At 65.2% G+C, this 25550-nt stretch carries 24 protein-coding genes and 2 pseudogenes; 22 read left to right on the forward strand and 4 right to left on the reverse strand.

What is annotated here, in order from left to right:
• Nucleotides 1–51: 51 nt before the first annotated feature.
• Complete coding sequence (locus MKK50_RS16150) at nucleotides 52–555, reverse strand: YciE/YciF ferroxidase family protein (protein WP_253368179.1); 504 nt, start codon at nucleotides 553–555, stop codon at nucleotides 52–54.
• 291 nt (nucleotides 556–846) lie between these two features.
• On the opposite strand from MKK50_RS16150, the gene MKK50_RS16155 reads away from it, so the two are divergent.
• The 3 genes from MKK50_RS16155 (at nucleotide 847) to MKK50_RS16165 (ending at nucleotide 5547) form a co-directional block, all read left to right on the forward strand.
• Nucleotides 847–2151, forward strand: coding sequence for an MFS transporter (locus MKK50_RS16155; RefSeq protein ID WP_499024087.1), 1305 nt, complete (start codon nucleotides 847–849; stop codon nucleotides 2149–2151).
• Nucleotides 2152–3861: 1710 nt separating this feature from the next.
• The gene (locus tag MKK50_RS16160) at nucleotides 3862–4317 is read left to right on the forward strand and encodes a hypothetical protein (RefSeq protein ID WP_499023739.1); all 456 of its coding nucleotides are present in this window, start codon (nucleotides 3862–3864) and stop codon (nucleotides 4315–4317) included.
• Between the two features lie 528 nt (nucleotides 4318–4845).
• A complete protein-coding gene (locus MKK50_RS16165; protein ID WP_499023741.1) occupies nucleotides 4846–5547 on the forward strand; it encodes a GntR family transcriptional regulator in 702 nt (233 codons plus the stop codon).
• A 110-nt stretch (nucleotides 5548–5657) separates the two neighbouring features.
• Here the strand turns inward: MKK50_RS16165 and MKK50_RS16170 are convergent, their stop codons facing one another.
• Nucleotides 5658–6068 carry a nuclear transport factor 2 family protein gene (locus tag MKK50_RS16170; protein WP_499023743.1) on the reverse strand — a complete coding sequence of 137 codons (411 nt, stop codon included), beginning with the start codon at nucleotides 6066–6068 and terminating at the stop codon, nucleotides 5658–5660.
• 226 nt (nucleotides 6069–6294) lie between these two features.
• Between MKK50_RS16170 and MKK50_RS16175 the strand changes: the two genes are divergently transcribed.
• The 16 genes and pseudogenes from MKK50_RS16175 (at nucleotide 6295) to MKK50_RS16250 (ending at nucleotide 21954) form a co-directional block, all read left to right on the forward strand.
• Nucleotides 6295–7485, forward strand: coding sequence for an ABC transporter substrate-binding protein (locus tag MKK50_RS16175; RefSeq protein WP_499023746.1), 1191 nt, complete (start codon nucleotides 6295–6297; stop codon nucleotides 7483–7485).
• A gap of 49 nt (nucleotides 7486–7534) precedes the next feature.
• The gene (locus MKK50_RS16180; protein ID WP_499023749.1) at nucleotides 7535–8404 is read left to right on the forward strand and encodes a branched-chain amino acid ABC transporter permease; all 870 of its coding nucleotides are present in this window, start codon (nucleotides 7535–7537) and stop codon (nucleotides 8402–8404) included.
• A 3-nt stretch (nucleotides 8405–8407) separates the two neighbouring features.
• Nucleotides 8408–10879, forward strand: a complete 2472-nt coding sequence (locus tag MKK50_RS16185) for a branched-chain amino acid ABC transporter ATP-binding protein/permease (protein ID WP_499023751.1) — start codon at nucleotides 8408–8410, stop codon at nucleotides 10877–10879.
• 39 nt (nucleotides 10880–10918) lie between these two features.
• On the forward strand, nucleotides 10919–11812 hold the full coding sequence (locus MKK50_RS16190; protein WP_499023753.1) for a polysaccharide deacetylase family protein: 894 nt from the start codon (nucleotides 10919–10921) through the stop codon (nucleotides 11810–11812).
• A 174-nt stretch (nucleotides 11813–11986) separates the two neighbouring features.
• Entirely contained in the window at nucleotides 11987–13603 is a 1617-nt protein-coding gene (gene ggt / locus MKK50_RS16195) for a gamma-glutamyltransferase (RefSeq protein WP_499023755.1), read from the forward strand.
• 366 nt (nucleotides 13604–13969) lie between these two features.
• Nucleotides 13970–14965, forward strand: coding sequence for a class I SAM-dependent methyltransferase (locus MKK50_RS16200; protein WP_499023757.1), 996 nt, complete (start codon nucleotides 13970–13972; stop codon nucleotides 14963–14965).
• Nucleotides 14966–15926: 961 nt separating this feature from the next.
• Nucleotides 15927–16739, forward strand: coding sequence for an FkbM family methyltransferase (locus MKK50_RS16205; RefSeq protein ID WP_499023759.1), 813 nt, complete (start codon nucleotides 15927–15929; stop codon nucleotides 16737–16739).
• Nucleotides 16740–16802: 63 nt separating this feature from the next.
• A pseudogene (locus tag MKK50_RS16210) lies at nucleotides 16803–16979 on the forward strand (transposase); the annotation flags it as partial.
• A 105-nt stretch (nucleotides 16980–17084) separates the two neighbouring features.
• On the forward strand, nucleotides 17085–17294 hold the full coding sequence (locus tag MKK50_RS16215; protein ID WP_499024099.1) for a hypothetical protein: 210 nt from the start codon (nucleotides 17085–17087) through the stop codon (nucleotides 17292–17294).
• 41 nt (nucleotides 17295–17335) lie between these two features.
• Nucleotides 17336–17601 (forward strand): annotated as a pseudogene (locus MKK50_RS16220) (transposase); the annotation flags it as partial.
• A gap of 685 nt (nucleotides 17602–18286) precedes the next feature.
• Nucleotides 18287–18499 carry a hypothetical protein gene (locus MKK50_RS16225; RefSeq protein ID WP_499024100.1) on the forward strand — a complete coding sequence of 71 codons (213 nt, stop codon included), beginning with the start codon at nucleotides 18287–18289 and terminating at the stop codon, nucleotides 18497–18499.
• Entirely contained in the window at nucleotides 18496–18978 is a 483-nt protein-coding gene (locus MKK50_RS16230) for a helix-turn-helix domain-containing protein (protein WP_499023762.1), read from the forward strand. The genes MKK50_RS16225 and MKK50_RS16230 overlap by 4 nt, the downstream gene beginning before the upstream one ends.
• The gene (locus MKK50_RS16235; RefSeq protein ID WP_499023764.1) at nucleotides 18945–19343 is read left to right on the forward strand and encodes an LvrA C-terminal domain-related protein; all 399 of its coding nucleotides are present in this window, start codon (nucleotides 18945–18947) and stop codon (nucleotides 19341–19343) included. The genes MKK50_RS16230 and MKK50_RS16235 overlap by 34 nt, the downstream gene beginning before the upstream one ends.
• The gene (locus MKK50_RS16240) at nucleotides 19336–19989 is read left to right on the forward strand and encodes a hypothetical protein (protein WP_499023767.1); all 654 of its coding nucleotides are present in this window, start codon (nucleotides 19336–19338) and stop codon (nucleotides 19987–19989) included. The genes MKK50_RS16235 and MKK50_RS16240 overlap by 8 nt, the downstream gene beginning before the upstream one ends.
• Nucleotides 19990–21394: 1405 nt before the next feature.
• A complete protein-coding gene (locus tag MKK50_RS16245; protein ID WP_499024089.1) occupies nucleotides 21395–21544 on the forward strand; it encodes a hypothetical protein in 150 nt (49 codons plus the stop codon).
• Nucleotides 21545–21693: 149 nt separating this feature from the next.
• A complete protein-coding gene (locus tag MKK50_RS16250; protein ID WP_499023770.1) occupies nucleotides 21694–21954 on the forward strand; it encodes a hypothetical protein in 261 nt (86 codons plus the stop codon).
• A gap of 6 nt (nucleotides 21955–21960) precedes the next feature.
• Here the strand turns inward: MKK50_RS16250 and MKK50_RS16255 are convergent, their stop codons facing one another.
• On the reverse strand, nucleotides 21961–22260 hold the full coding sequence (locus tag MKK50_RS16255) for a hypothetical protein (RefSeq protein WP_499023772.1): 300 nt from the start codon (nucleotides 22258–22260) through the stop codon (nucleotides 21961–21963).
• Between the two features lie 59 nt (nucleotides 22261–22319).
• Here MKK50_RS16255 and MKK50_RS16260 point away from each other — a divergent pair, with 59 nt between their 5' ends.
• The 3 genes from MKK50_RS16260 to MKK50_RS16270 are packed head-to-tail and all read left to right on the forward strand — an operon-like array spanning nucleotide 22320 to nucleotide 24876.
• On the forward strand, nucleotides 22320–22781 hold the full coding sequence (locus MKK50_RS16260; protein WP_499023774.1) for a hypothetical protein: 462 nt from the start codon (nucleotides 22320–22322) through the stop codon (nucleotides 22779–22781).
• 11 nt (nucleotides 22782–22792) lie between these two features.
• Complete coding sequence (locus MKK50_RS16265) at nucleotides 22793–23677, forward strand: DUF7146 domain-containing protein (RefSeq protein ID WP_499023776.1); 885 nt, start codon at nucleotides 22793–22795, stop codon at nucleotides 23675–23677.
• Nucleotides 23677–24876 (forward strand): AAA family ATPase, encoded by a 1200-nt coding sequence (locus MKK50_RS16270; protein ID WP_499023778.1) that lies wholly within the window; start codon nucleotides 23677–23679, stop codon nucleotides 24874–24876. The genes MKK50_RS16265 and MKK50_RS16270 overlap by 1 nt, the downstream gene beginning before the upstream one ends.
• Here the strand turns inward: MKK50_RS16270 and MKK50_RS16275 are convergent.
• The gene (locus MKK50_RS16275; protein ID WP_499023780.1) at nucleotides 24873–25124 is read right to left on the reverse strand and encodes a hypothetical protein; all 252 of its coding nucleotides are present in this window, start codon (nucleotides 25122–25124) and stop codon (nucleotides 24873–24875) included. The genes MKK50_RS16270 and MKK50_RS16275 overlap by 4 nt on opposite strands.
• Nucleotides 25125–25550 lie beyond the last annotated feature (426 nt).

Raw genomic sequence — 25550 nt, forward strand, 5'->3', positions numbered from 1 at the left:
CCGATCAGAGCCGACCGGTCACGGGATCGTGGCGCTGCCTTTCGTCGGTGGTCAGGCCGCCCTCTGGTTCACCCGGCTATCGGCCAGAGCTGTGAGCTTCTGGTCGGTCGCCTTCTCCTCGTCGAGCGTTTGCTGGAGCAGGGCCGCGCAATCATCGCGGCCAAGCCGCTTGGCCCAAGCGACGAGGGTGCCGTAGCGGGCGATCTCGTAATGCTCGACCGCCTGTGCCGCCGCGAGCAGGGCGGCATCCAGCACCTCCTTGTCGGCGACCTCGCCGGCGGTCTCGTTGGCTTCCTTGATGATCCCGTCGATGGCGGGGCAGTTGACCGCCTTCGGCTTGTGGCCGTGCATCTCGAACACCTGTTCGAGGCGTTTGATCTGCCCTTCCGTCTCGTTCAGATGCGTCTCGAAACCCTGGCGAAGCTGCGCGTTCGTCGCCTTCCCGATCATCGTCGGCAAAGCTTTGGTGATCTGGTTCTCGGCGTAATAGACATCCTGCAACGTGTGCACGAAGAGATCGTCCAGCGATTTGATGTCTTTCGTGAACAGACCCATGGCGTCCTCCTGTAACAGTTTGGGGATTCTGCCTAAGCAGACCCCGTTACAAGGGAAGCCCGACTGCGCCGCAGCGGTTCCGCCACGCGGCCATAGGGTCAGACCTCACCAACGGCCCCGCTTCACGCTTGGGGCAACATCGTTTTCTTTTCCCATCCCGGCCTCGCCCCTGCGGCGATCGACGGTCGCCGCCGTAGCGGGTCTGGAAGCCGCTTCTATCCGCCCCCCGGCAAGTCCGTTACGAGATCCGCGCGCGGCGTGCGGCCGAGCGATCGGACGGGGGTCACGGAATTGGCGGATGCGCTCACGAGCAAGGTGGCGCGGCGCCTCTTGCCCTTCCTGATGCTGTGCTATTTCTTCGCCTATCTCGACCGAGTGAATGTCGGCTTCGCCGCGCTCACCATGAACCGCGATCTCGGTCTGTCCGCGACGGCCTACGGGTTTGGGGCGGGTTTGTTCTTCCTCGGCTACGTCGCCTTCGAGGTGCCGAGCAATCTGATCCTCGAGCGGGTCGGGGCGCGGCTCTGGATCGCGCGGATCATGGTGACGTGGTCGCTGGTTTCGGCCTCGACCGCGCTCGTCGTCGGCGAGTGGTCGTTCTACCTCGTGCGCGTCGGGCTCGGGCTGGCCGAAGCCGGCTTCTTCCCGGGTATCATCCTCTATCTCACCTACTGGTTTCCTGCCCGACAGCGCGCCGGGATCGTCGGGACCTTCATGATGGCGGTGCCGCTTTCGGCGGCGATCGGTGCGCCGCTATCGGGTCTCGTCATGAGCTTCACGCAAGGCTGGCTCGGGCTCGCGGGCTGGCAGTGGCTCTACCTGTTGGAGGCCGCCCCCAGTCTGCTTCTGGGCATCGCGACCCTGTTCGTGCTGACCGACCGGCCCGAACGCGCCTCCTGGCTGAATGCAGAGGAACGGGCGAGCCTGGTCGCACGGATGGCGGAGGATCGCCGGCTCGGCCCGAACCCGACCGCGCATCTAAGTGCGGCCCTGCTCGACCCGCGGGTGCTCGGCCTCGGGCTGGTCTATTTCGGACTCAGTACCGGACTCTACGCCGTCGGCCTATGGTTGCCGCAGATCGTGAGCGGCTTCGGCTTCACGACGACGGCAACGGGGTTCGTCACCGCCGTGCCCTACATCGTCTCCGCTGCGGGCATGCTGGTCTGGACGCGCCATTCCGACCGCACCGGTGAACGCACCCGACATGTTGCGATTCCGACCGTGGCCGCCGGCCTCGCCCTATTCGCAGCGAGCAGAGCCGGCACACCGCTCCTGACCATCACCGCGCTCAGTGCGGCAGCGCTCGGCGTTTTCGCAGCTTTGCCGACCTTCTGGACATTGCCGACCCGCATTCTCACGGGCAGCGCCGCTGCAGGCGGCATCGCTCTGATCAACGCGCTGGGAAGCCTCGGCGGATTTGCTGGACCCGCCCTCATGGGCTGGATCCGAGATGCGACCGGCCGCTTCGACGACGCGTTGGCGGCGGTTGCTGCCGTGCTCGTTCTGGCAGGGCTCTCGGTTCTCCGCCTTGGCCGGGACATCGCGCGGGATCCGGGCGCGAGCGCGGATGTCGGACCGGCGCCAAATCGGCAATGATGCACTGTGCCCTTGGACCGGCGGGAGAACGACGTGGCTGAGGCTGTGGCAGGCCGCCGGATGGAAGAGAGAGACGCTGACACCTCTCCCCGTAGGAACAGCTGAATCACGTCCTGAAGGAGGCGCGTGCACGCTGGCGCGAACAGGGTCGAGAACTCCATCTCACGCGAAAGGTCGTCCACACGCGGCCTCGCCTCATCCTGGCAAGCGGCGAGATCACACCTTATCGCATGGTGATAGTGCCGATCCGGCCCACTCCGTCAGAGTGCCGACGGCGACCGCACAATCCGTGAACGGGGCAGAACCGAAGCGGCGAGCGTTTGGTTCGGCGGGCGTGTCAGGCGCACCTTGCGCTGGAGCACGGCATGGAGATCGGCCGGGACCGCGGGAGCAGGAAGGCCAGCTTCGCTCTCCTGCATGGTGTCCGTCGAGTCCACTGGTTCCCCTGTCACCGCATTCGGGGCAATCACCGGCACCAGCTTACGGTGCGGGACAAGCCGGGTCGCTCCGAAGAAACCGAGACCGACGAGGCCCCAGCCCACCGAAGCGCTTGCTGGCTCACCAGCAAACATCATAACCAGCAAGCCGCCGAGAGCGGCGGCCACGCCCAGGAATCGGAGCTCGGAGGCAGGTGAACCCATGCCTTCGTTTTAGAATGCCGCCGTTGCGAGGGCGTGTACGCGATCCATCGCATTTGACGGGTCGACTTTCGAGCGAGCGCAGGGGGCGTGCATAGGTCCGCTCAACTCGGAGGCCCGTCGCAAGGTAGGGGCAGACGACGCTCGGATGCCTTCCTCCCATGGAAATGAGAGGAGGCGCTCCTTCAAGAGGGGCATTCGTCGCCCGTGATGAGCATCGCCGCCGAGCGAAGATCCACGCGGCGCACGCCATCATGACCGTGGCGTCGTCGGATAAAAGCAATCGGCCTGAAATCACGAAACAGACAGCGCATGCCGACACAGCTTGACAATAGGTGACGGCATGACCTGAATCTCCGTCGCTGCGCTGATCATGTCAGGCCAGCGGCTGGTGGGTCGACACCTTCATCGTTGTCGGCCCACCATTCTCACGGTGCATCTGTGTCCAAACGCGTAAAGACGATCGCGGTTGGATAGTCGGGTGTTTTGACGCGGCCTCGTATTGACGGCTGGATCAAGAGAATCTCCGCATCCGACGGGACGGGCGTGCTGCTTCGAGCGCTCTGGATACTCGGATTGCCGGCCCGATCGATGGCGATCACCCCAGGACGGTAAGCCTTCGAGCGGCGAGCGTATCCTGCCGAGTTCTGCCGGCCGTATCGATCCGTTCGAGATTGTCTTCAAGCAGCGATCCGTCGACGACCGTCGAGACCTTCGGGCCACCTCGAAGGCGACGCCTGGCCGGCATAGGACCGCAAGCACTTCACCAAAGGGCTTGCGGAGGCCACACTCGAAGAATGAGATGGAATCGATCATAGCCCTATGAGCAGGCGGAGGTCGCGACGCAGATGAGAGAAGAGGCGCCGAAGCGACGGCGCCTTCGCGGAAAAATGATGCAACAATAGGATGCGAGCGGATCCTCCGAAATCTGCCATCCTGGGTGAGCCCCGCGCGTTGACGGACAGGCACGTGTTGGCACGGTCCGCGCCTGGATCGGTTCGTGACAGGGCCAGGATGCAGATCTTGTCTGCTGGGGGGAGAAAAGGCGAAACGGATGCATGGAAGGTTGCCCATGACCGCTTCTGTTTCCGGATCACCGCGCGAGGCGCTGGCAGACCGCCTTTCGAAAGAGATGGCCGAGGCTGAGCGCCAGGGCTTCGGAACATCGACGGTCTGGCTCACACGCGAAGAGACCGAGCTGATCTGTGCAGCGCTCGAAGCGGCCGCCACGGACGATGGTATGCGCCTCGATTTCCTCGACCGGTGCGCGGCGGCAATGACCGCACGGGACGGATCAGACCGCGGGTGGCGGATGTCCATTGACCAGGACCACTTGATGCTCGGCACGACGGTTGACACGCATGGCCTCCCGTCCTGCCGTGACGCCATCGATGAAAGGACGGCCGAGCTGCATCGCGCCCAAGCGATCGCAATTGGAGAAAGGCACCGACAGGAGCCGTTTCCGACGCGCCCCGACGGCCCCCATGACTGTCCGGCCCATCCCTACGCGCGCAATGGTAAAGCATAGCGTTGCTGTAATCGCGACTGCTCCTGATGCGATATATCTCTCTAATATTACCCCGCACCACCGCCTCCCTCAATAAATGTATCAAATTCATCGCGAACAGTACGCAAATTATCAAATCGATCACTCTTTAATTATTGATAAACTCCCATCAATTACAAATTATTCTTCGAAGATTGAATTGGAGCCGGCGTACCCAGGGGCATTCGCTGGTTCAGACAAGGTAGAACACGGTGTGAAGAAGCGCCTCTTCGTACCCGCGGTCAGGGTGGATGGTGCCCGGTGGGAGTTGCCTTCGCGTTGAACTCTACGACGTGGCCGATCTGCCGGGGCCGACCCCACGGGGTCACGTCACCCGCGCGTTGCGCCGGTTCGATGACCGGGGCAAACGAGACCGAGGTGCTTCGGCGTCATTTGTGCATCTCCCGCGAACCGGCTTTCAGGCGGCTCGAAGGAACACGCGCTGTCGAACGGTCCGCCGTGGCGGTCGAGACCGTTAGCCCTCTCTCAAAAGGTTGATGCACGTCCGCGATGAGACAGGGTGAGACGAACGCCCCGACCGACCGTGTCGGAACGATCTGCCGATCCCTGCGGCGGGCGATCGTGGAGCGGGCTCTGACCCCGGGGGACCGGTTGCCGGAGGACGCGCTCGGCGAGCGGTTCAGCGTCAGCCGGACCATCGCGCGACAGGCGCTCGGCCAACTCGCAAGCGAGGGCTTGGTCGAATTGCGCCGGAACCGCATCGCCGTGGTCGCGAGCCCGAGTTGGGAGGAGGCGCGCGACACCTTCGACGTGCGCATCGGCCTCGAGCGCCTCGTGGTCCAGCGGCTCGCCGGCCATCTGAGCGCCGAGCAGCAGGCCGTGCTCGAAGCACATATCGCGGGTGAGGAGCAGGCGAGCGGTGGGCCAGAGGCGGCCTCGATCCGGCTCGCCACCGAGTTTCATCTGCTGCTCGCCGAGATGACCGGAAGTCCGGTTCTGCGCCGCTACGTCGCCGAACTGGGCTATCGCTGCGCGCTGATCCTGTCGCTCTACAGCCGGCCGCACTCGTCGGACTGCGCGGTGAGCGAACACCGGGAGATCGTGGCGGCCCTCGTTTCCGGTGATGCCGGACGCGCGGTCGCCCTGATGGATCACCATCTCGACGCGGTGGCCGAGCGGGCACGCATCCTCGAGGAGCCCAGGCGCGAGCACGACCTCATCCGCCTGCTCGCACCCTACGTCGAGGGGTAATCCGGTGTCGGCGTCATGGTGGCGGATACCGGATCACCAAGCCCGCGTGGGCCTTGAGCGAAGCATCTAATCCGCGTCGCGAAGCGAACATTCGGATTTTGTCGGACGGATCAGGCCGAGTCGCCCTGCCGTTCGAGGAGCCGCTCGGCGCTGTCGTTCCACACCTCCATGGAGACGATCAGCCCGTCCCGCACGGTGAACCGGTCGACGTAGCGGTTGCCCTCGAACACAGTGCCGTCCGGCCATGCGCCGTAGAGCGTACCGAGGCTGTAGACGGTGGTGACGTTCGCGCCCGGCACCACGTCGAGCCGTTCCATCCGCTTCTTGACCCAGGCGTAGCGGCCGGCGTTGAAGGCCGTCACTTCGCGCGGATGCCGGAACACCCGCCCACCGGTGAAGACGATGGCAATGCCGGGCGCCATGTAGCGCGCCGCGGTTTCCGGGTCGGGCACCATCGAGGCTTCGAGATAGGCCGTTACCGCCGCCGCATCGCGCGCGGCCCCTGCTTCCTTCGCGTCCATATCGGAATCTCCGTGGTGTCCGGCCCTATCCTGACCGGAATCGCGGACTGAGCATGGCGGAGCCGATCCATGCATGCATGCGGAAAGTGTATGCACTTTGCTGCGGCCTTGTGCACACTTTATGGTCGGCATGAGGGTGAATCGAAAAACCTAGGAGAAAACAGGTAGCCGTCGGCTGGCACGGCAGTTGCGGTCGCCAGTCGACCAAATACGGGACCGGATCGCCATGCTTCTCCGCTTCAATGCCGTCCGTTCACTCACGCGGCGCGTCGCCGTCGGCACCCTGCTGGCGGGGTTCGCGAGTCTTACGCCGGTCCGGGCCGCTGAGCCGATCCGGATCGGGCTCGTCACCGCGCTCAGCGGCCAGTCGGCGAAGTCGGGCGAGGCGATCTCCCGCGGGATCGGACTGGCGATCGAAGAGATCAACCGCAACGGCGGCGTCCTCGGTCGGTCGCTCGAACTGGTCGCCCGCGACGACGAGGCCAATCCGTCGAAGGGCGTCCTCGCCGCCCGCGAGCTGATCCAGCGGGCCGGAGTCGTGGCGCTGATCGGCGGCCTCGACACACCGGTCTCGATGGCGATCGTGCCCATCGCCAACCAGATGAAGGTGCCCTTCGTCGGGCCCTGGGCGGCCGGAACCGGCATCACCCGCAACGGCGCGGCCGACAACTACGTGTTCCGGGTCTCGGCAGTCGATGCGCTGGTGGACGAAGCCCTCGTCACCTACGCGGTGAAGACCTACGGAGCGAAGAAACCCGGCGCGATCCTTGTCAACAACGCCTGGGGCGAGTCGAACCAGCAGGGGATCGTCGCGGCGCTGAAGGCCTCGGGTCTCCCCAGCGCCGGCATCGAGAAGTACGAGGCCAACGATATCGACATGGTCCCGCAGCTCTCCCGGCTGCGCGAGGCTGGGGCCGACGCGCTGTTCCTCGTCGGCAATGTCGGCCCCTCGGCCCAGGTGGTGAAGTCCCTTGACCGGATGGGCTGGACCGTGCCGGTGATTTCGCACTGGGGCCCAGCGGGCGGGCGCTTCGATGAACTCGCCGGGCCGGGTGCCGCGCGGGTGCACTTCGTTCAGACCTTCACCTTCGCCGGCAACGACAGCCCGAAGGCGAAGGCCGTGCTCGATGCCCTGAAGGCGAAGTACCCAGCGATCAAGTCCATGGCCGACGTCACGCCCGCCGTCGGCATCGCCAACGCCTACGACGCCACGCACCTGATCGCGCTCGCGATCCGGGCGGCGGGTGCCACCGAGGGGCCGAAGGTTCGCGACGGGTTCTACAAGGTCCCGGCCTATGCTGGCCTGATCAAGACCTACGAAGCGCCCTTCGCCCCGGACCGGCACGACGCCTTGAAGCCGGACGACTACATCTTCGCGAACTTCCGCAACGGCGAGATCGTCGCGGTGTCCAAGTGAGCGGTGTCGGAGCGAGCGGCTTTAGAAGCCCACGCACAGGAAGGCATCCATGCTGACCGGCACCCTCGTCACCGGGCTCGGGCTCGGCAGCATGTACGGGCTGGTAGCGCTTGGCTTCCACATCACCTTCGCGGTCTCCGGCACCGTGAACTTCGCTCAGGGCAGCGCCGTCACCCTCGGGGCGGTACTGGGTTACACCTTCGGGGTTCAGCTCGGCTGGCCGATGCCGCTGGCGGTTGCCGCAGCTCTGGCCGGCTGCGCGCTCCTCGGCCTCGTCGTCGAGCGCCTGCTGGTGCGCCCCTTCGTGACCGGGGGCTCCGATGCGTGGCTCCTGGCGACGGTGGCCGGCGGCATCATCCTCGACAACGTCCTTTTGTTCACCTTCGGCAAGGAGCCGCGCAGCCTGCCCTCCGCCCTGGTCGCGGCGCCCGTGCAGGTTCTGGGCGCGGGCATCTACCCGCTCCAGCTCCTGATCCCCGTGGTCGGGATCGCGGCGGCGGTGGCGATCCGTGCTGTGTTCCGCGGGACCGAGTTCGGTCGCGTGCTGCTGGCCGTGGCGCAGAATGCGGAAGCGGCGCGGCTGATGGGCATCGACGTCGCCCGCACCGTGGCCTGTGCCTTCGCGCTCTCGGCCGTGCTCGCGGGCGCGGCGGGGCTACTGATCGCGCCACTCTTCTCCGTCTCGGCCGAGATGGGCGCGCTTTTCGGGATCAAGGCCTTCGCCGTGGCGATCCTCGGCGGGATCGGCTCAGCCACCGGTGTGGTGCTGGCGGGCCTCCTCTACGGCCTCGTCGAGGCTGGCGTCACCGCCACCCTCGGCTCCGGGGCCACCCAAATCGTCGTCTTCTCGGTCATCATCCTCGCGCTGGCGCTCCGTCCGAACGGCCTCCTCGGCCGCGCCACCGTCAACAAGGTCTGACCCATGCGCTCGCTTCTCCGGGCGCCGGCCGCGATGCCACTCGCCATACTGGCCCTCACGCTTTCGGGCCTCGGCCTCGTCGCAACGACGAGCGGCTACAGCCACTTCGTCATCGCCCTCGTCGCGCTGACCGTGGTGGCCGGTACCGGCCTCAATATCCTGCTCGGGCTCGGCGGGTTGATCTCCTTCGGCCATGCCGGGTTCTACGCGATCGGCGCCTATACGAGCGCGATCCTGACGCTGAAGGGCATGAGCTTCTGGCTGGCGCTTCCCGCCGCTTCCGGCCTCTCGGCCCTCGTCGGCGCGGCGCTCGCCGTGCCCGCGATGCGGGTGCGCGGGCCCTACCTCGCCATGGTGACGATCGCCTTCGGCTTCCTCGTCGAGCACGCGCTGATCGAGGGCGGCGAACTCACCGGCGGGCAGAACGGCCTCGTGGTCGCGACCGGCCCGAGCCTGTTCGGGCTCCCCCTCGGCGAGCGCGACCTCGCGTGGCTCGCGGTGACGGCAGCGGGCCTCAGCCTCTACGGTTTCCACCGGCTCCGCCATGCCCGCCTCGGCCAGGCTTTGCGGGCGGTGCGCGACGCGGATGTCGCCGCCGCCTCGCTCGGCTTCGATCCGGTCCGGGTGAAGACCGCCGCCTTCGCGATCTCGGCGGCCCTGACCGGGCTCGCGGGCGCGGTGCTGCCGCCCCTGATGCTGTTCATCGCACCGAGTTCGTTCCCGTTCACGCAGTCGATCCTGTTCGTCCTCGCCGTGGTGGTCGGCGGGGCCGGTACCGTGCTCGGGCCCCTGTTCGGCGCGCTGGTGACGGTGCTGCTGCCCGAGGCGCTGGCAGGACTCGCCGAGTACCGTCTGCTGTTCTTCGGCTTCACCACCCTCGTCGTGCTCTGGCTCGTGCCGGCGGGGCTCGTCGGCAGCCTGGCACGGCTGCTGCCGCGGGGCGGTGCGGCGCGGCCGGAAGCGCACGGCGACGCACCGGACTTCCTGCGCCGGAGCGAAAGCGCGCCGCTCGCGATCGACGAGCTCGGCATCGCCTTCGGCGGCATCCGGGCGGCGGACGGCGTCGCCTTCGAGGCGCGGCCCGGAGCGATCACCAGCGTGATCGGACCGAACGGGGCCGGCAAGACCACCGTCCTCAACATGATCTCGGGCTTCTACCGCCCGAGCACCGGCTCGATTCGTCTGGGGGAGCGCGAACTCGCTGGGAGGCCGGCCCACGCGATCGCCCGCGCCGGCATCGCCCGCACCTACCAGACGACCCGGCTGTTCGGCTCCCTCAGCGTCGTCGAGAACGTCATCCTCGCTCGCGCGCCCGGGCGTCTGCTGCGCCGGGCGCAGCCGCGGGACCGGCAAGAGGCGGCGGCCCTGCTCGCCTTCGTCGGCTATGGCGGCGCCCTCGACCGGCCGGCCTCCGAGCTGCCGCACGTCGATCGGCGGCTGGTAGAGATCGCCCGCGCGCTGGCCGGAGCCCCGCTCGTGCTGCTCCTCGACGAGCCGGCCGCCGGTCTCGCCCGCGCCGAGACCGACCGCCTCGGCCTGTTACTGCGCCGGATCGCGGCCTGCGGCATCGCGGTGATCCTCGTCGAACACGACATGCCCCTGGTAATGGGCGTGTCCGACCGCATCCTCGTCATGGATGCGGGCCGCCCGATCGCCCGCGGCACCCCCGCCGAAGTGCGCCGCGACCCGGCCGTGCTGCGGGCCTATCTTGGCGCCGCCGAAACCCCGGCCCGGCCGCGCTCGGCGCCGTGGAGCGGACCGGCCGACGCGGTTCTCGCTGCTGACGACCTCACCGCGGGCTACGGCGCCGCGCCCGTCCTCGATCGTCTCGCGCTTGCGGTGCGGCCGGGCGAGACAGTGGCTCTGCTCGGTTCGAACGGCGCCGGCAAGTCGACGGCGATGCGGGCGCTCGCGGGCCTGCTGCGCCCGGTCGAGGGATCGGTGGTTCTGGCGGACACGCCCGTTGCCGCGCTGCCGGCGCACAGGATCGCGCGGCTCGGCCTCGCTTTGGTGCCGGAAGGGCGCCAGGTCTTTCCCGAGCTCACCGTCGTCGAGAACATCCGCCTCGGCGCCTGGAGCCGCGGCGGCCGGGTCGATCCAGCGGAGGTCGAGGCGCTGCTCGACCGGTTCCCGCGCCTGCGCGAGAGGGCCGGCAGCCGCGCCGGCCTGCTCTCGGGCGGGGAGCAGCAGATGCTGGCGATCGCACGCGGGATGATGGCGCATCCGCGCATCCTTCTGCTCGACGAGCCCTCCCTCGGGCTCGCCCCCGCGATCATCAACAGCCTCTACGCCACCGTGGCCGAACTGCGAGATCAGGGCACGACGATCCTCATCGTCGATCAGATGGCCGCGCTGGCGCTGACGGTGGCGGACCGGGGCTACGTCCTGGAGCAGGGGCGCGTCGCCGCGTCCGGCACCGCGGCGGAGCTGAAGGCGGACGCGGCCCTCGAGGCGGCCTATCTCGGGGCGGCGTGACATCGCGCGTCCCACGACAACAGGATCGAGACCCTTCCCGTGACGACATCGGCGCCACCCCCTGCCAGCCATGGCCGATACGCCTATTCCGCCCTGCCGGATCGCCCGGTCTACGACTGGCCGGAGGGCAAGCGCCTTGCGGTCTACATCGCCCTCAACCTCGAAACCTTCGATTTCGGCGACGGCCTCGGCGCCGAGCTGGCGCCGGGTGGGCCGCAGCCGGATGTTCTCAATTACGCGTGGCGCGACTGGGGAAACCGGGTCGGCGCGTGGCGCATCCGCGACATGCTCGATGGCCTTCGGATGCCGGCGAGCATTCTCGTCAACAGCCGGATCTACCGGGACTGCCCAGGCCTGATCGAAGCCTTTCGCACCCGCGGCGACGAGATCGTCGGGCACGGCCGCGCCAATGCCGAGCGGCAGGGCACCCTCTCCGAGGCCGAGGAGCGGGCGCTGATCGCCGAGGCGACCGCGGTGCTGACGCAGGAGGAGGGTCAGGCGCCTGCCGGCTGGCTCGGGCCCTGGATCTCGCAGTCGCGGGTCACGCCGGACCTGCTGGCGGAGGCGGGCTACCGGTATCTGCTCGATTGGTGCCACGACGACCAGCCGACGTGGTTCGCGACGCGCGACGGCGGGCGCATCCTCTCGGTGCCCTATCCGCAGGAACTCAACGACATCCCGGCGATCGTCGCCCGCAAGGACACGGGACGCGCCTTCGCCGAGGCCATCACCGACGCCTTCGAGGAGATGCATGACCAGTCGCGCCGCGCGCCGCTAGTCATGGGCATCGCGCTCCACCCCTACATCGTCGGCCAGCCACACCGGCTGCGCCCCCTGCGGCAGGCGCTCGAACGGATCGCCGGGCACCGCGACACGGTCTGGCTCACCACGGCCGGGGCGATCGCGGCGCACGTCGCCGAACTGCCGGAGTAGCGGCACCGTGCGGCCGGCCTCTGGCATCTCCGAGCGACGGTCTCTCGCTCGGCCCGAATGGAAGCCCCCGGAGACGCGGTCATGGATCGTCGAGAAAGCAATCACCATCCCGCGCCAACCGCCTCTCGGCGCGCACTCCTGCTGACCTCTGCGGCTGCCCTGGGGGCGACGATCATGCCGAGCCCGCACTTTGCCGAAGCGAGCGTCCCCCGCGGCTCCCTCGCCCAATCCCGCCAGGGTGTGGTGACGAGCCCGCACGAACTCGCCAGCGAAGCCGGGCGGGAGGTGCTGCGGGCAGGCGGAAACGCCATTGAGGCGGCGATCGCCATCAACGCCACCCTCTGCGTGACCTATCCGCATTTCTGCGGTCTGGGCGGTGACGCGTTCATGATTGTCAGCGACCGCAGCGGCGCCAGCTTCACCCTGTCCGGCATCGGCCAGGCGGCGGCGAAGCTGCCGGAGGACGGCCGACCGATCCCGCTGCGCGGACCCGGCTCGGCGATCACAACCGCGGCGGCAGTCGATACCTGGGAGCAAGCCTTCACCTACAGCCAGAGGGCATGGAGCGGGCGGCAATCCTGGAAAGGGCTGTTCCAGCGCGCCATCGCCTACGCATCGGATGGTTTCCCCCTGACGCCGTCGCAACGTTTCTGGTCGAACTTCCGCGCCAAGGAGATCGGCAACTGGCCCGATGTCGTGCGCGCGTTCACCGCCGAAGGCCGCATTCCGGATGCTGGAGAGATCGTCCGGCAACCCGACCTCGCCCGTACCCTCACGACGCTCGCGGAAAATGGCGGCCGCGACTTCTACGAGGGCGAACTGGCCCGCCGGATCGCGCGTGGCCTGCAACAGGCAGGCTCGCCCCTGACCGCGGATGATCTCGCCCGCTGCCGCGCGCGCAACGAGAGCGCGCTACGCGTTCCCTACAGGGGCGGGGAGCTCGTCAGCCTACGCCCGCCGACACAGGGCCTCACCACCCTCGGGATCATGGGCGTTCTCGACCGCTTCGACGTGGCTTCCATTCCCGAGGGCAGCGCCGACTACTACCACCTCCTCGTCGAGGCGGTGAAGCTGGCCTTCATCGACCGCAATCGCTTCATCGCCGACCCTGATTTCGTCGATGTGCCCGTCGAGCGATTGCTATCGGCCTCGTACCTCGATGGCCAAGCCCGGGGCATCGATCCGCGCAAGGCCGCGCCCTGGCCCCATGTCTTCAAGAGCGGTGATACCGTCTTCATCGGAGCCGTCGACCGGGACGGCAACTGTGTCAGCCTGCTGCAGACGATCTATTTCGATTGGGGAAGCGGCATCGTCGCGGGCGATACCGGCATCCTCTGGCACAATCGGGGTGCGTCCTTCAGCGTGGACGCCCATAGCATCAACGTGCTGCGCCCCGGAAAGCGTCCGTTCCACACGCTCAATCCCGGCATGTACTTCAAGAGCGGCCGCCCCAAACTTTTGTACGGAACGCAGGGCGCGGATGGGCAGCCACAGACCCTGTCGGCGGTGCTGACGCGTCTGATCGATTACGACATGGATCCGCTCACCGCCCTCGCACGTCCTCGGTTCCTTCTGGGCAAGACGTTCTCGGACAGCCGCGACAGCCTCAAGCTCGAACTCGATGCGGGTCAGGCGGTGTTTGAAGAGCTGAAGGCGCGAGGGCACGAGATCAGCCCCATCCCCGCTCAGAGCCCCCTGGCCGGTCATCCGGGCGCGATCCGGATCGACGATGACGGCCTTTTCGTCGGCGCTCACGATCCGCGCAGTGACGGCTTGGCCCTCGGTCTCTGATACGGCTTCCGCTTAATCCAAGCGGAAGCCGTATCAGCAAGCCCGCGCGGCGACTGAGGATGGTACCCATCGCGCCAGCGCGATGGGATCCCGCCGAAGCCCAAATCCTTCATCCCGAAAGGAAAAACCGGATTTTGTACGAGACCACCGGGAGGTCAATCGCCTCGATGTCGTCTCGCCGACCGGTGGGCGCCCTTCATCGCCGCCAGGACTGGGAACGACGCCCATTCCTGCACAAAAGGCGAGACCGGAGCCTGAAACGAGCAATCGGCCGGTGGGCCAAGGTGGATGCTCGCGAGCACGTGCAACGGCAAGTAAACGAGGTGAAGTTCTCCCCCTCTCTTGAGGTTGACAGAGAATATGGGCTTGGCTGGCGTACATGCGCCGCATGCCCGGTCGCCGTGCTGGATCTCGCAACAGATGGGTGGTAACCCGACCGAGCAGAGAGAGGCTGACGAGCACGAAGTCGGCATCTTTTTTACGATACGAGAGGCGTCGATGCCCTGGCCATATCTCCCGGACGAAACGGGCAAGTCCCATCAGCGGGAGCAAGCGATCGCCGACTGCAAAAAATATTGGGAGTATGAATCGCCTTGGCCTGATTACGACCTGATCAGTGAAAAGGCCCGCGCCCGCGATTTGTACGGACGGCTTCGCATTCCATACGACGAAAATATTGAAAATCTTAAAGAGATCATCAATAAATACGAACCCGAGTGGGACCCCCGAACGGACGACGACGGACGACACTTCTGCAAGAATCCAACGATAAATCTGTCATACCCCGAATACGACGCATTCGTACTGTACTGTCTGGTCCGCCATTATCAGCCGATGAAGATTATCGAACTCGGTTCAGGCATGTCGACGCGCGTGCTCGTCGATGCCGGAAGCCGGAACGCCGTGCCTCCTTCGATTGTATGCGTCGATAAATACGCCGCACCGTCTACGAAAGATGTTCTAAATCAAATTGGGGTTAGCTTCTTCGACCAGGACATCACTGAAACCGATATCGATTTATACGAATCCCTCAATGAAGGGGATATACTTTTTATCGACTCGAGTCACGTCCTGAAGAACTATGGGGATGTTGAGCTTGAGTTCATGATGATTTTGCCGGCACTAAAGAGCGGCGTCATCGTTCACGTTCATGACATCTTCCTGCCCTTCAATTATCCAGAACAGTGGATCATCAACTGGAGATGCGTTCTCACCGAGCAGCAAGTGCTCGCGGCCTATCTCCATGATAATGCGCGTGTCGAGATCATCGCCGCGAACGCATACAATGCGGCTCGAAAAATCTGCGTTCCTGATCGTATCCAATACCGGCATGGTGGGTCTTTCTGGTTCAAAATAAAGTAACAGTACTTATTCATGCTCTGAGAGACGCGAGACAAAGCCCCGCCGCGGCTGCGCTGGGCGGGGCAAGTCAATGGTACCGGTACCGCTGGCGGGCGGGCATAGGACAGACGGGTGGCGCAACTCGGCGCAGACCCGCCAAGAGAATAGCGTCGGGCGTTGGTGTACTTGTCCAGACGCAAGTCGGAAGCCAATAGTGTGCCCTCATCCGTCAGGACGCAAGCTTTGGTGCCATAGCTCCCAAAAGAGCGGCCGAGCGCTTCACAAGCCTTTTACTCGGCCGCCGATCCCTCTATTTACGGCACCTGCCGCTGTTAGGTGAGCACGCACCGTTCTGCCGTCGCAACAGGCCGAGCACGACCTGCCGGCCATGCCGACGGCGTTGGCCGTACTCGCGGATGTTGCGAACACGCCCCGTATCAGGCCCATCATCGTCTGAGGAATATCGGCCGGCCTTGGCCGCGGCACATCCGCGGCATCTGGCGCAACTACGACAGGGCAACCGGTGTGCCTGAGGATGTCTGATGCATTGACGCGCGCAGTATCACCGAGGGCTCAACGCACGCCCGGTCCAGTGAGCGACGTCAACAGGCGCCTCGGAGAGGTCAGGGCCAGCACCTGAGCGACCGTGCCGATGGGTAGCGGCGCCTGCCCGGCGACCGGGTCAAGCCGTGCAGGATATGCTTGACCGGACGCGAACGGTCGGTGACATGGGCGGTCTACCGCGCCATGGCGACGTCATCAAGCAGAGCGCTGACAGTCCGGGCCCTCCGCCCAGACCTGTACACGACCTCACCCCCGTGAGTCCTCTGTCTGCGTCAATGCACTCGGGCGAGGCGCAGCAACTGCCTCAGGATTGCCCCGGTGTGCTGGCTCTTGTACCCCAGCAGCGTAGGGCGAAGTGGTGCGAGGTTGCCTCCCAATAAGCACGCACAAGCCTCGCAATACTCACATGAGAAGCTGCATGTCGAAATATAATATCATCCAAGACCAACTTCGCCTCGCGGCATCGGCTATAGCCTTCGATCTCACTAAAGCCGAGGAACGCAAGCGGTCGTCGGACGCACTGTCTGACCTATTTCATCATATTCAGTCTTGCTTGAGGCCAAAAATATTCGTCGAATTTGGCGCTTACGAGGCGTTATTTTCAAGAAATATCAAATCTATGTTTCCCAATTCGCAATCTTTTGCATTCGAAGGAAATCCAAATATTTATAATCATTTCTCCAAACTACATGATTTCAAAGCGGCTGGAGTTGAATACAGGCATTCCCTCATCTCGGACTCAAATGGCTTCACAGAAATGATGGTGCAGTCCAAATGGGATGGGGACGACGCACCAGCACTACGCGGAAACGACTCTCTGCTAGTGCGAACCCACCCAGGGGTCGAATACGAGCCGAAGAAAATTCCGTCGGTCCGGTTAGACAGTTTTTTTGACAAATCTCAGTTTGCCAATGCAGATTTTTCTCTATGGATTGATGTCGAGGGCGCTTTTGAAAAAGTGTTCGACGGCGCGCAAGAAACACTAAAGAAAACGAAAAGTTTGCTGATTGAGGTGGAGGAGTTCAGTCACTGGGCAGGACAGTGGTTGTACGACGATGTCCATGAGGCGCTGACAGGATTAGGTTTCGTAGCCGTAGCGAGGGATTTCGAATATTTCAATCAGTTCAATGTTTTATACATTCATGATTCGGCTATGAGCGACCATCTTATTCGAACGGCGATCACAACGTATCTATCCGGAATTATGCACACTGGCAGAAAAAGCGGTTAAGTCGTCTCTGCTCAGAGCGCCTAACAGAACGGCACAATGCGATCGGAGAGGCATTGGTCGGGTATGGCTCGACCTCTGCTTCCCGACGATCTCTGGACCGAGATCGCCCCGATTCTGCCGCCACCCAATCCGCGCCCGAAGGGCGGACGGCCTCCGATCGAGAGCCGCGTCGTGCTCACTGGGATCCTGTTCTTGCTGCGTTCGGGGTTGCCCAGGGAGATGCTGCCGGCGGAGATGGGCTGCAGCTGCGGCATGAGTTGCTGGCGCCGCCTTCGCGACTGGCAGGCGGCGGGCGTGGTTGTATCAGGTTCTATTGAAGCGCCTGCACGCGACCGCCGAGATCGAGTGGCGGCGGTTAAGCTCGGACAGTGCCTCCATGCCGGCCAAAGAAGGGGGCCTGCCACCAGCCCGAACCCGACGGACCGAGGCAAGCCGGGCTGGAAGCGCCACCTCGTCACCGACGCCCGCGGCACGCCACTCGGCATGAGACTGATGAGCACCCACCGGCACGACAGCCCATTGCTGGCGCCGACCCTCAATGCCTCCTGCCGCTGAGCACGGGCCGGCGCGGCCAGCCACGTCGGCGCCCCGACAATCTGCATGCCGACAAGGGCTACGATACCGACGGGCTGCGCGCCGATCTGCGAGAAGGAAGCGTCACGCCGATCATCCCCGGCACGCGCGCAAGCAAGCGCAAGATCCGCCACGACAAACGCCGCTACCGTGAACGCTGGCGCGTCGAGACCACCTTCCGCCGCCTCAAGAACGTCCGCCGCATCGGCACCCGCTACGAAAGCTTGCCCGGAACTATGCCTCAGCCCTAGCCGTAGCCTTCGCCGCCGTGATCGTCTTCTGGTGCTGATTGAGTCTCGACCCTAGCGCAGCCTCGATAGGTCAGGTTGCTGCTGAGGATGCTGTCTGCCTTAGCGCGGCAGTGGAGCGCCAAGTAGGTGTCGCTTTTGGTCACGTGGCCGCGAACCGAAACGACTGGACCGGCCTCCGTAGCCGCCTCCACCGCGCCCGCCCCTGGCCTCGGCTGCGCTATGCCGGTTGCGCGGCAAAGATGATCGCGATCCCCAGGGCAACCGCGGCATGCATGTTTCACACTTCCATCGCAGCGAGTGGGGGGACGGGGCCAGCCAAGGCTGAAGCGCCACGGAAATCGATCGGTCGATTTGTCGGCATCCACCGACAGGCCACGATTTAAGGGGAGGGGTTGCCGTCCTGACGCCAGTGCAGCCCAAGCGGTTAGGGCTGGGGTGCACACTTGATCTAAAATTTTAAAAATTTGGTGGGCGCACTAGGGTTCGAACCTAGGACCCGCTGATTAAGAGACCTACGCTCGCCCCTGAAATTGCAGCGATTTTTTCCCGACTGAGGAGAAAAGCTGCCATGATGCATCAATGGCTTACAGTCGGTTTTCCGACCGTCTTTGAGACTCACATCGGGGCCTATCGCCTTCACCTAGTGGGGGCAGGGCAGGGGGCTGCGCTGGCCGATTCCGGCTGCAGCGGCTGGATCTGATCCAGAACCGCCGAGCCAAGCCCATGTGGTGGCCCTCCTCAAACTTCTATCCGGATCTCGCGCCGATCATCGCAGGGGTGTTGCTCGAGCATCCGCCGCGGCAGATGCCGCCGATGCATCGGCTAGCGTGGGTTCTGAGGACGTGGCCGCACTGCTCGCGCGAGGAGGCTGTCCGCGCCCTTCGCATCTGCATCGAGATCGAACTCGCTGATTACCTGTACGAGGTCACTCGATGAGCAATGGTACGACACTGCTCAAGAAGTGGGAGCTGTTGCAGGCGATCACCGCCGATCCCGCTCTCTCGCTCGTAGCGAAGGTGATCGCATCGCGACTGCTCGACCACCACAACAACCAAACGGGGCAATGCTCGCCGGCTTACGAGACGCTCGCACGGGGTGCTGGATTGGAGCGGCGCTCCGCGATCAGGGCGGTGAAAGAGCTTGAGGGGGCGGGCTGGCTGCGGGTTCAACGGGTCAGCGGCGGAGCTTCCGACGCGGCCAAGGGCTTCGTCACGAACTCGTTCGTCATCGACTTTTCGCGGGCCGATCGAGTCGCCCCCCCGGTGCCGCATCAGACACTCCCCCCGAGTGTCCAGCCAGACACTCCCCCGGTGCCTCATCAGACACTCCCCCGAGTGACTCGCCAGACACCCGCGGGGTGTCTAACCAGTCACCCCCCGGAGTGTCTGGTGAGTCACCCAAACACAGGAAACTAGAAACCGGGAAAGGAAACCGGGAATCTCCCCCTACCCCCTCTCGCTTCGACGAATGGTGGGAGACGTATCCTCGGCGTGATGGAAAGATCGCCGCCCGGAAGGCCTACGATCGAACGATCAAGCAGGGCCTCAGCTCGCACGATGAGCTGATGGCGGGCTCGAAGCGCTATGCCGACACCCGTGCCGGCCAGGATCCCAAGTTCACCAAGCTGCCGACGACATGGCTGAACGGTGGCCATTGGGCCGACGAGCCCCCGCCGAAGCACCAAGCTGCCCACAATCCGACTGGCCGGCCTGACGCCGGCAGGCCAAGCGCAACGGCCTACCTCATGGCGCGCCAAGCACGGAGACTAGGCCATGGCTGACCTGAAGAATTGCGGCCAGGAAATCGCCCCGGTGGCACCCGGCACGGTCGGGCGGACCGACCTGCAGGGGCTGCTAGAGCCCGAGCGGCTGCTGAGCCGGTACGATTACGCGATCGCTAGAACCTGCTTCCCGGCGCTGCGAGCGATCGACGATCACGCTTCACCGGATGCCATTGCTCAGCAGGAGCAGGGGCACCGCGAAGCCCTGAAGAATATGCTGGCTCGCTCAGCGACGCAGCACGAACTCGGGATGATCGACAAGGCTCTCAGGGACGCCACGACTGCAGCGCCGAATGAGGGTGTAATCGAAGCTTGCTTGGCCGCCTTGATCGATACCCGGGTGAAGCTGCCTCACAACCTGCCGGTCTACCTCGAGGCCCTGATCTACGACCTCAAGGACGAGGGTTTCCCGCCGGCCGTGGTTGCTGCGGCGTGCCAGCGGATCCGCCGGGAGAGCGTGTTCCTGCCGGAGATCAGCGAGGTGCTCGCGGTCTGCCGAGAGACACTGACTCGATACCGCGAGCGAAAGCGGACAGTGGCCAAGGCGCTCGAAGACCGCCGAGCAGCAGAGGCATTCCTGGCGCGCCTCACCGCACCGAAGATGCCGGCTGACGAGGTTAGGGAGGAGGCCAACTTCCATGGCTGACCTCTCGGCTGCGGTCGCACAGATGCTCATAATGGGCGTGGGCATTCGGCGGGAAGACTGCCCCGCCGCGATCTGACGCCATCTGGCGTTATCTGTTGATGAACCACCCCTCCTGACGTTGACTGGCACGCGGCATCGCATAAATTTGTCTTCGGACGACGCCCCTTGAACTCCCCGGCGACGGGTCGAAGGACGAGCAGGTGGCCCTGGCCCTGAGACTACTCAGGCGCCAAAAATGGCGGCTTGTGTCTGACTTCGAGATTTGGGGCGTTGTGCTGCATCTTTGATGCAGCGATTAGGGACGACCGGATGCGTGTGTGTGCGCTCCCTTGCGGGTGCTCCCCTCCGATCCTGGCGACGGAAAGCTCTGATCGCCTCTTTGATGTAGCTATGTCCTGAATCCACCGACCCTTGTCTCCAGAGCGACCGCTGAGATCGTTTTGGGAGCGGCGGAGCTTTCTATGTCCAATTGCGAGAGATGTGATCTGCTGACCGGCTATGCTGCGATCGGCAACTTCCTTGGCTGGAAAGCACGGACAGTGCGGCATCTCGCTTCGCGGGGCGAGATGCCGATTTTCAATGTCGGCGGGAAGTGCTGCGCCCGCCGCTCAACCCTCAACGCATGGCTCGCCGAGCGCGAGGCCGCCGCCCTGGCCGCACAGCATCGACCGCCAGAAGTGTAGATGGATCAACGCGCTAGTTCTGCGATTTTGCTGTCAATACGGTTTTGGCAAATGCCAAAGGTTCCAGAAATAATAGAGAGTATGGATTTGCCATCCGCAGTTGCCTCCCGGCGAGACTCCTGATGAAGGTAATAGTTGAACTTGTCAAAATCTTTCCTTTGCTCATCATTCAGCCAGACCGCCACCGCTTTACCTTTCACGACCAGGCTGTCAAATTTTTCCAACCGAAGAGTTGCATTTCGAAATAGCATGTCTCGCAACTCATCGTCGTTGTATTTAGCAATTTGATCAAAATAATACATTTCGCCGGGCGGGGGCAATGAATAGTTTTCAGGCGGCGTGTGCAATGTTAGCATCTTGCTCAGCTTTGGCGGGATTATTGTTCCACATGCATCGCGTGCAAAAGCGCCATATTCAGATAATGCTTTGAGTTTCTCGGCCCTATTTACAGCATCCAATGCGGTCGTTACCTGACGATTTGCCGCAAGAACTGCAAGTAGAGCAAAAATTGCTGACAACATCGTCCCTGTCGCTGAGAGCAAGTTTACCCACTCGCTCAGTGTCAGCTTCCGCCGGCCTGTCGGCTTCGCAAACATCGTCGAATCATCCCCCGTTCGGAGGTCATCATGCCCTAGCAGCGCACCGTCGCGAGTGTCCGCAAGAACGCGCGGCAGGAAATCCGCATCGGCCTTCAGGAATACGAGGGCCGGCAGATCGCCAGCCTGCGGGTCTGGTTCAAGGCCGAGGACGGGACGATGCGGCCGGGCAAGGACGGGCTGAACTTCCGCGTCGATCTGTTGCCCGAGCTGCACGAGGCGCTCGCCGAGGCCGTGCGCGCGGCCGACGCAGAAGGGCTGCTGACGCCGGCCTGACCGAGATGCCCGCAAGGGCCTGAGTTGCGACGGGGCATCCTGAGAGGGCGCCGCGACCCGTCCGATAACGGAAACCCGGGCTCCACGCCTCGTCGCATCGGACGGTGGTCAAGCCTGGGGCGGTCGCATCCATTCACCCGGAGGGCCCGATGATTGCGCCAGGGGACGCCTGGGGGCCGTTCGCCGCCGATCTGGAGCCGGGGGAGCGTTTGGCCCGCCTGCGGGCGCTGCGGGCCATCGTGCGGCTGCTGTGCGGGCTGCGCGGAGCGGCGGCTGCGGCGGCGCTCCTCGCTGCCGAGGCTCGCCCTGACGCGGACCCTGCCGCCTGCGCCGCCGTGATGGCGTTGGAGCCGATCGACCGGCGGCGGGTGCTGGCGAGCTATGCGGGCTTGAACCGCATGATTACCTGAGGACGTTCAAGCTTCCTTATCGTCCGAGTTGAATACCGACGCCGTGTACTCGACGATGATCCACTTCTCGACATTTACTTTGTAGTTTTTGGCTCTCGTTTTGGTCCATGCCGATTTAAAGGCGCGGTTTGCGGTATCCAGATCTCGAAATACCCCAGTTAGAGTTGTGTTCGGAAGATGGTAGTAGATCCCGCTCGGTGCGTACTTCCAAACTGACCAGCCTGCTGCTTCCACCTGCTCCAAGAACTCGCCATGCGGGTCTGGGCGGGTCTTCTCAAGATCGTAGCACACCAAAAACTTGGGCATCGCTTCCTCGCTCGTCGGCGTCTCAGCGCGCCGCTCGACAACTCTAGAGGCCGATTCGGATGCACGTCACCTTCACCGGGGCCGGGCGCGATGCGCTCGACGCCGCGCTCTCGCGCGCGCCACTGCATCTGCGGCCGCTCTTTCTGGCGGTTCGGGATCGGGGCTGCGGTCTTATACTGGTCGCCCAGAGCCGCGAGCGATTCACGGTCCCGGCCGGGCGTCCGCACATCCTGCTCGTCGGTGACGATCTCGCGGCGGCGCTTGGGCCCGGCGGCTTTCATGCCCGCGCCATGCGCCGCTATCTCGTGACCTGCCGCGCCGCCATTGTGGTGGCGTGCGAGCCGCTGCCTTCGCTCTACGGCGAGGTCTGCGCCTGGGCGCAGGAGAAGCGGGAGAACGTCGTCATCATCGAGACGAGACCGGAGCGCGAGGCCGAGTGGCTGACGCTGCTGCGCGAGGTGGCGCCGCCCGACATCGCGCTCGCGCTCGGCACCGTGAAGCCGGCGGGGCTCCCGTGCTGACGCTCGCGAGCATGGCGCGAACCCTCGGCGGCGAGGTGGCGGGCGACCAGGTGCTTTGCCCTGGCCCTGGCCATTCGCGGAAGGACCGCAGCATCGCGGTGCGCCTCTCGCCGGGCTCGCCGGACGGCGTGCTCGTCTGGAGCCACGGTCGCACGTCCTGGCAGGACGCGAAGGATCACGTGCTCGCGCTGCTGGGAGTCACGCCCGACCGCGGCGGTCGGCAGGAACGCCTGCCGTCGCCCGCTACTCGCCGTGCTGAACCGCTGCCCGCGCCGCCATCCGACGACGATCTCGACCGCCGCCGGCGGGCTGAGCGCCTGTGGAGCGCCGCCGGTGACCCGCGCGGCACCCTCGTGGCCGCCTACCTTGCCTCGCGCGGCTTGCCGCTGCCCGACGAGGTGGCCGGCGCGGCCATCCGCTTCCATGCCGTCTGTCCGTTCGGCGACGAGCGCCTGCCGGTCATGGTCGCGGCGCTGCGCTGCATCCGCACCGACCGCATCCACGCCGTGCACCGAACCGCGCTGACGGCCGTCGGCGCCAAGGTCGGGCGCAAGATGCTGGGCCCTGCCGCCGGCTGCGCCGTGAAGCTCGACGCGGACGCCGAGGTCGGCCGCGGTCTCGCGATCGGCGAAGGCATCGAGACCTGTCTTGCCGCGCGCATGCTCGGCTTCCGCCCCACCTGGGCGCTCGGCTCGGTCGGCGCGATCCGCGTCTTCCCCGTGCTGCCCGGCATCGAGTCGCTGACGATCCTCTGCGAGACCGGCGACGGCGGCGCCAGCGAGGAGGCGGCCCGCGAGTGCGGCGCGCGCTGGCACGCTGCCGGGCGGGAGGTGATCCTCGCTCGCCCGCGGATCGGCGGCGACATGAACGACGCGATCCGCGAGGCCCGAACCTAATGGCGCAGCCTCACCAAGATCCCGATGCCCTCGTCGAGACGTCCCGCTTCTTGCCCGAGGGCGAGGCGCCGCGGATCCGCGCCACGCCGTTCCGATGGCGCGATCCGAAGACGATCCCGCCGCGGGAATGGCTCTACGGCCGTCACCTGATCCGACGGTTCCTCTCGACCACCGTCGCGCCGGGCGCCGTCGGCAAGTCGTCGCTCGTGCTCGTCGAGGCCATCGCCATGGTAACCGGCCGGCCCCTGCTCGGCGTGACGCCGCCCCGCTGCCTGCGGGTCTGGTACGTCAACCTCGAGGATCCGCTGGAGGAGACCGAGCGGCGCGTCGCGGCGATCTGCCTGCACTACGGCATCGAGCGCCAAGAGATCGAGGGCCGGCTGTTCCTCGATTCCGGCCGGTCATCCGAGATCGTCATCGCCACCACGGCGAAGGACGGAGCCAAGATCGCCGAGCCCGTAGTCGAGGGCCTCGTCGCCACCATCGCCGAGAACCGGATCGACGTCGCAATGGTCGATCCCTTCGTCTCGTCTCACCGTGTCACCGAGAACGACAACGCTGCGATCGATCTTGTGGCGAAGGCGTGGAACCGCGTCGCAGAGACCGGTCGTTGCGCGATCGAGCTGGTGCACCACGTCCGCAAGGGGCAGAGCGGCAACGGCGAGTTCACCGTCGAGGATGGCCGCGGTGCGGGCGCGCTGCTGGCGGCGACGCGCTCGGCCCGGGTACTTAACCCGATGACGAAGGAGCAGGCCGAGAAGGCCGGCATCGACAGCCCGCGCGGCTACTTCCGCGCCGACAACGGCAAGGCCAACCTCGCGCCGCCGCCCGACCGTTCATCGTGGTTCCGACTCGCGTCTCAGCCCCTCGGCAACGGCGTCGAGGGCGGGGATCACGTCGCAGTGGTCGAGCCCTGGCAGTGGCCGGACCTGCTGGCCGGCGTCACGGTCGAGGACCTGCGCAAGGCGCAGCGGGCGCTAGGCGACGGCCGGTGGCGGGAGAACGCGCAGGCGAAGGATTGGGCCGGCGTACCGATCGCGGCGGCACTGGGGATCGAGCTCGACAAGTCTGGGCGCACGCGGGTGAAGAACATGCTGCGGTCGTGGCTGGCGACCGGGATGTTCGTGGTGGTCGAGGGGCTCGATGCGCAGCGCCGCCCACGTTCGTTCATCGAGGTCGGCGAGGCGGCATCCGACTAATAGAAGAACCCGTCCCAACGATCGTAGCAGATTGCGAGGCTGTGGTTTGAGATGTGCTGGTAGGCGCGGGCATCGCCGCCGCTTTGCTCGTCGTCGAAGACAGTGATGAACCCACCACCGCTGACGTGTCGTATCGTCACCGGCTCTGGCAGCCCGCGCTCCTTCTGGATCTCCGTCAGACCGTCGAGATGGTAGTCGAGATCCCAGTCGGTCGGTGCGTACATCCGAATTGCATAGCGCCGCCTCAAGCTCACCTCCGTCGCCTGCTCTGGGAGCTCTCACGGTATAGGCGCTCCGCTCCGCTCCACCTTGCTCCCCCCTAAAGGGGGTGGAGCAAGTGGAGCAGTGGAGCAGAGCAGCGCCCGACGCTCAACCGCTCCACCTTGCTCCGCTCAACCCTGTCGAGGTGGAGCAGCTGTCACACCTGTGACGTGACGTGACGGGTTGTGACGCGTGACGTGACGGTCGTGACGGCTCGGCGGGAGGGGCGCGGCAGGCGGCGACCCGAGCGATTGCCCCCCCCCGGGGCGGGGTCAAAAGTCGGGGCGGTAAGGGGGTCGCTACCGCAAGGGGACCCATCCGCAGGTTTTTTTGCTGCCGAGGCAATCGTGGGCGGTGCGGAGCCTAAGAATTATTAGCTCGAAACGCGATTTTCAGAATGGCGGCGCGTGACG

It is taken from the genome of Methylobacterium sp. J-043 (assembly GCF_022829505.1).
Lineage (GTDB): Bacteria > Pseudomonadota > Alphaproteobacteria > Rhizobiales > Beijerinckiaceae > Methylobacterium > Methylobacterium extorquens_A.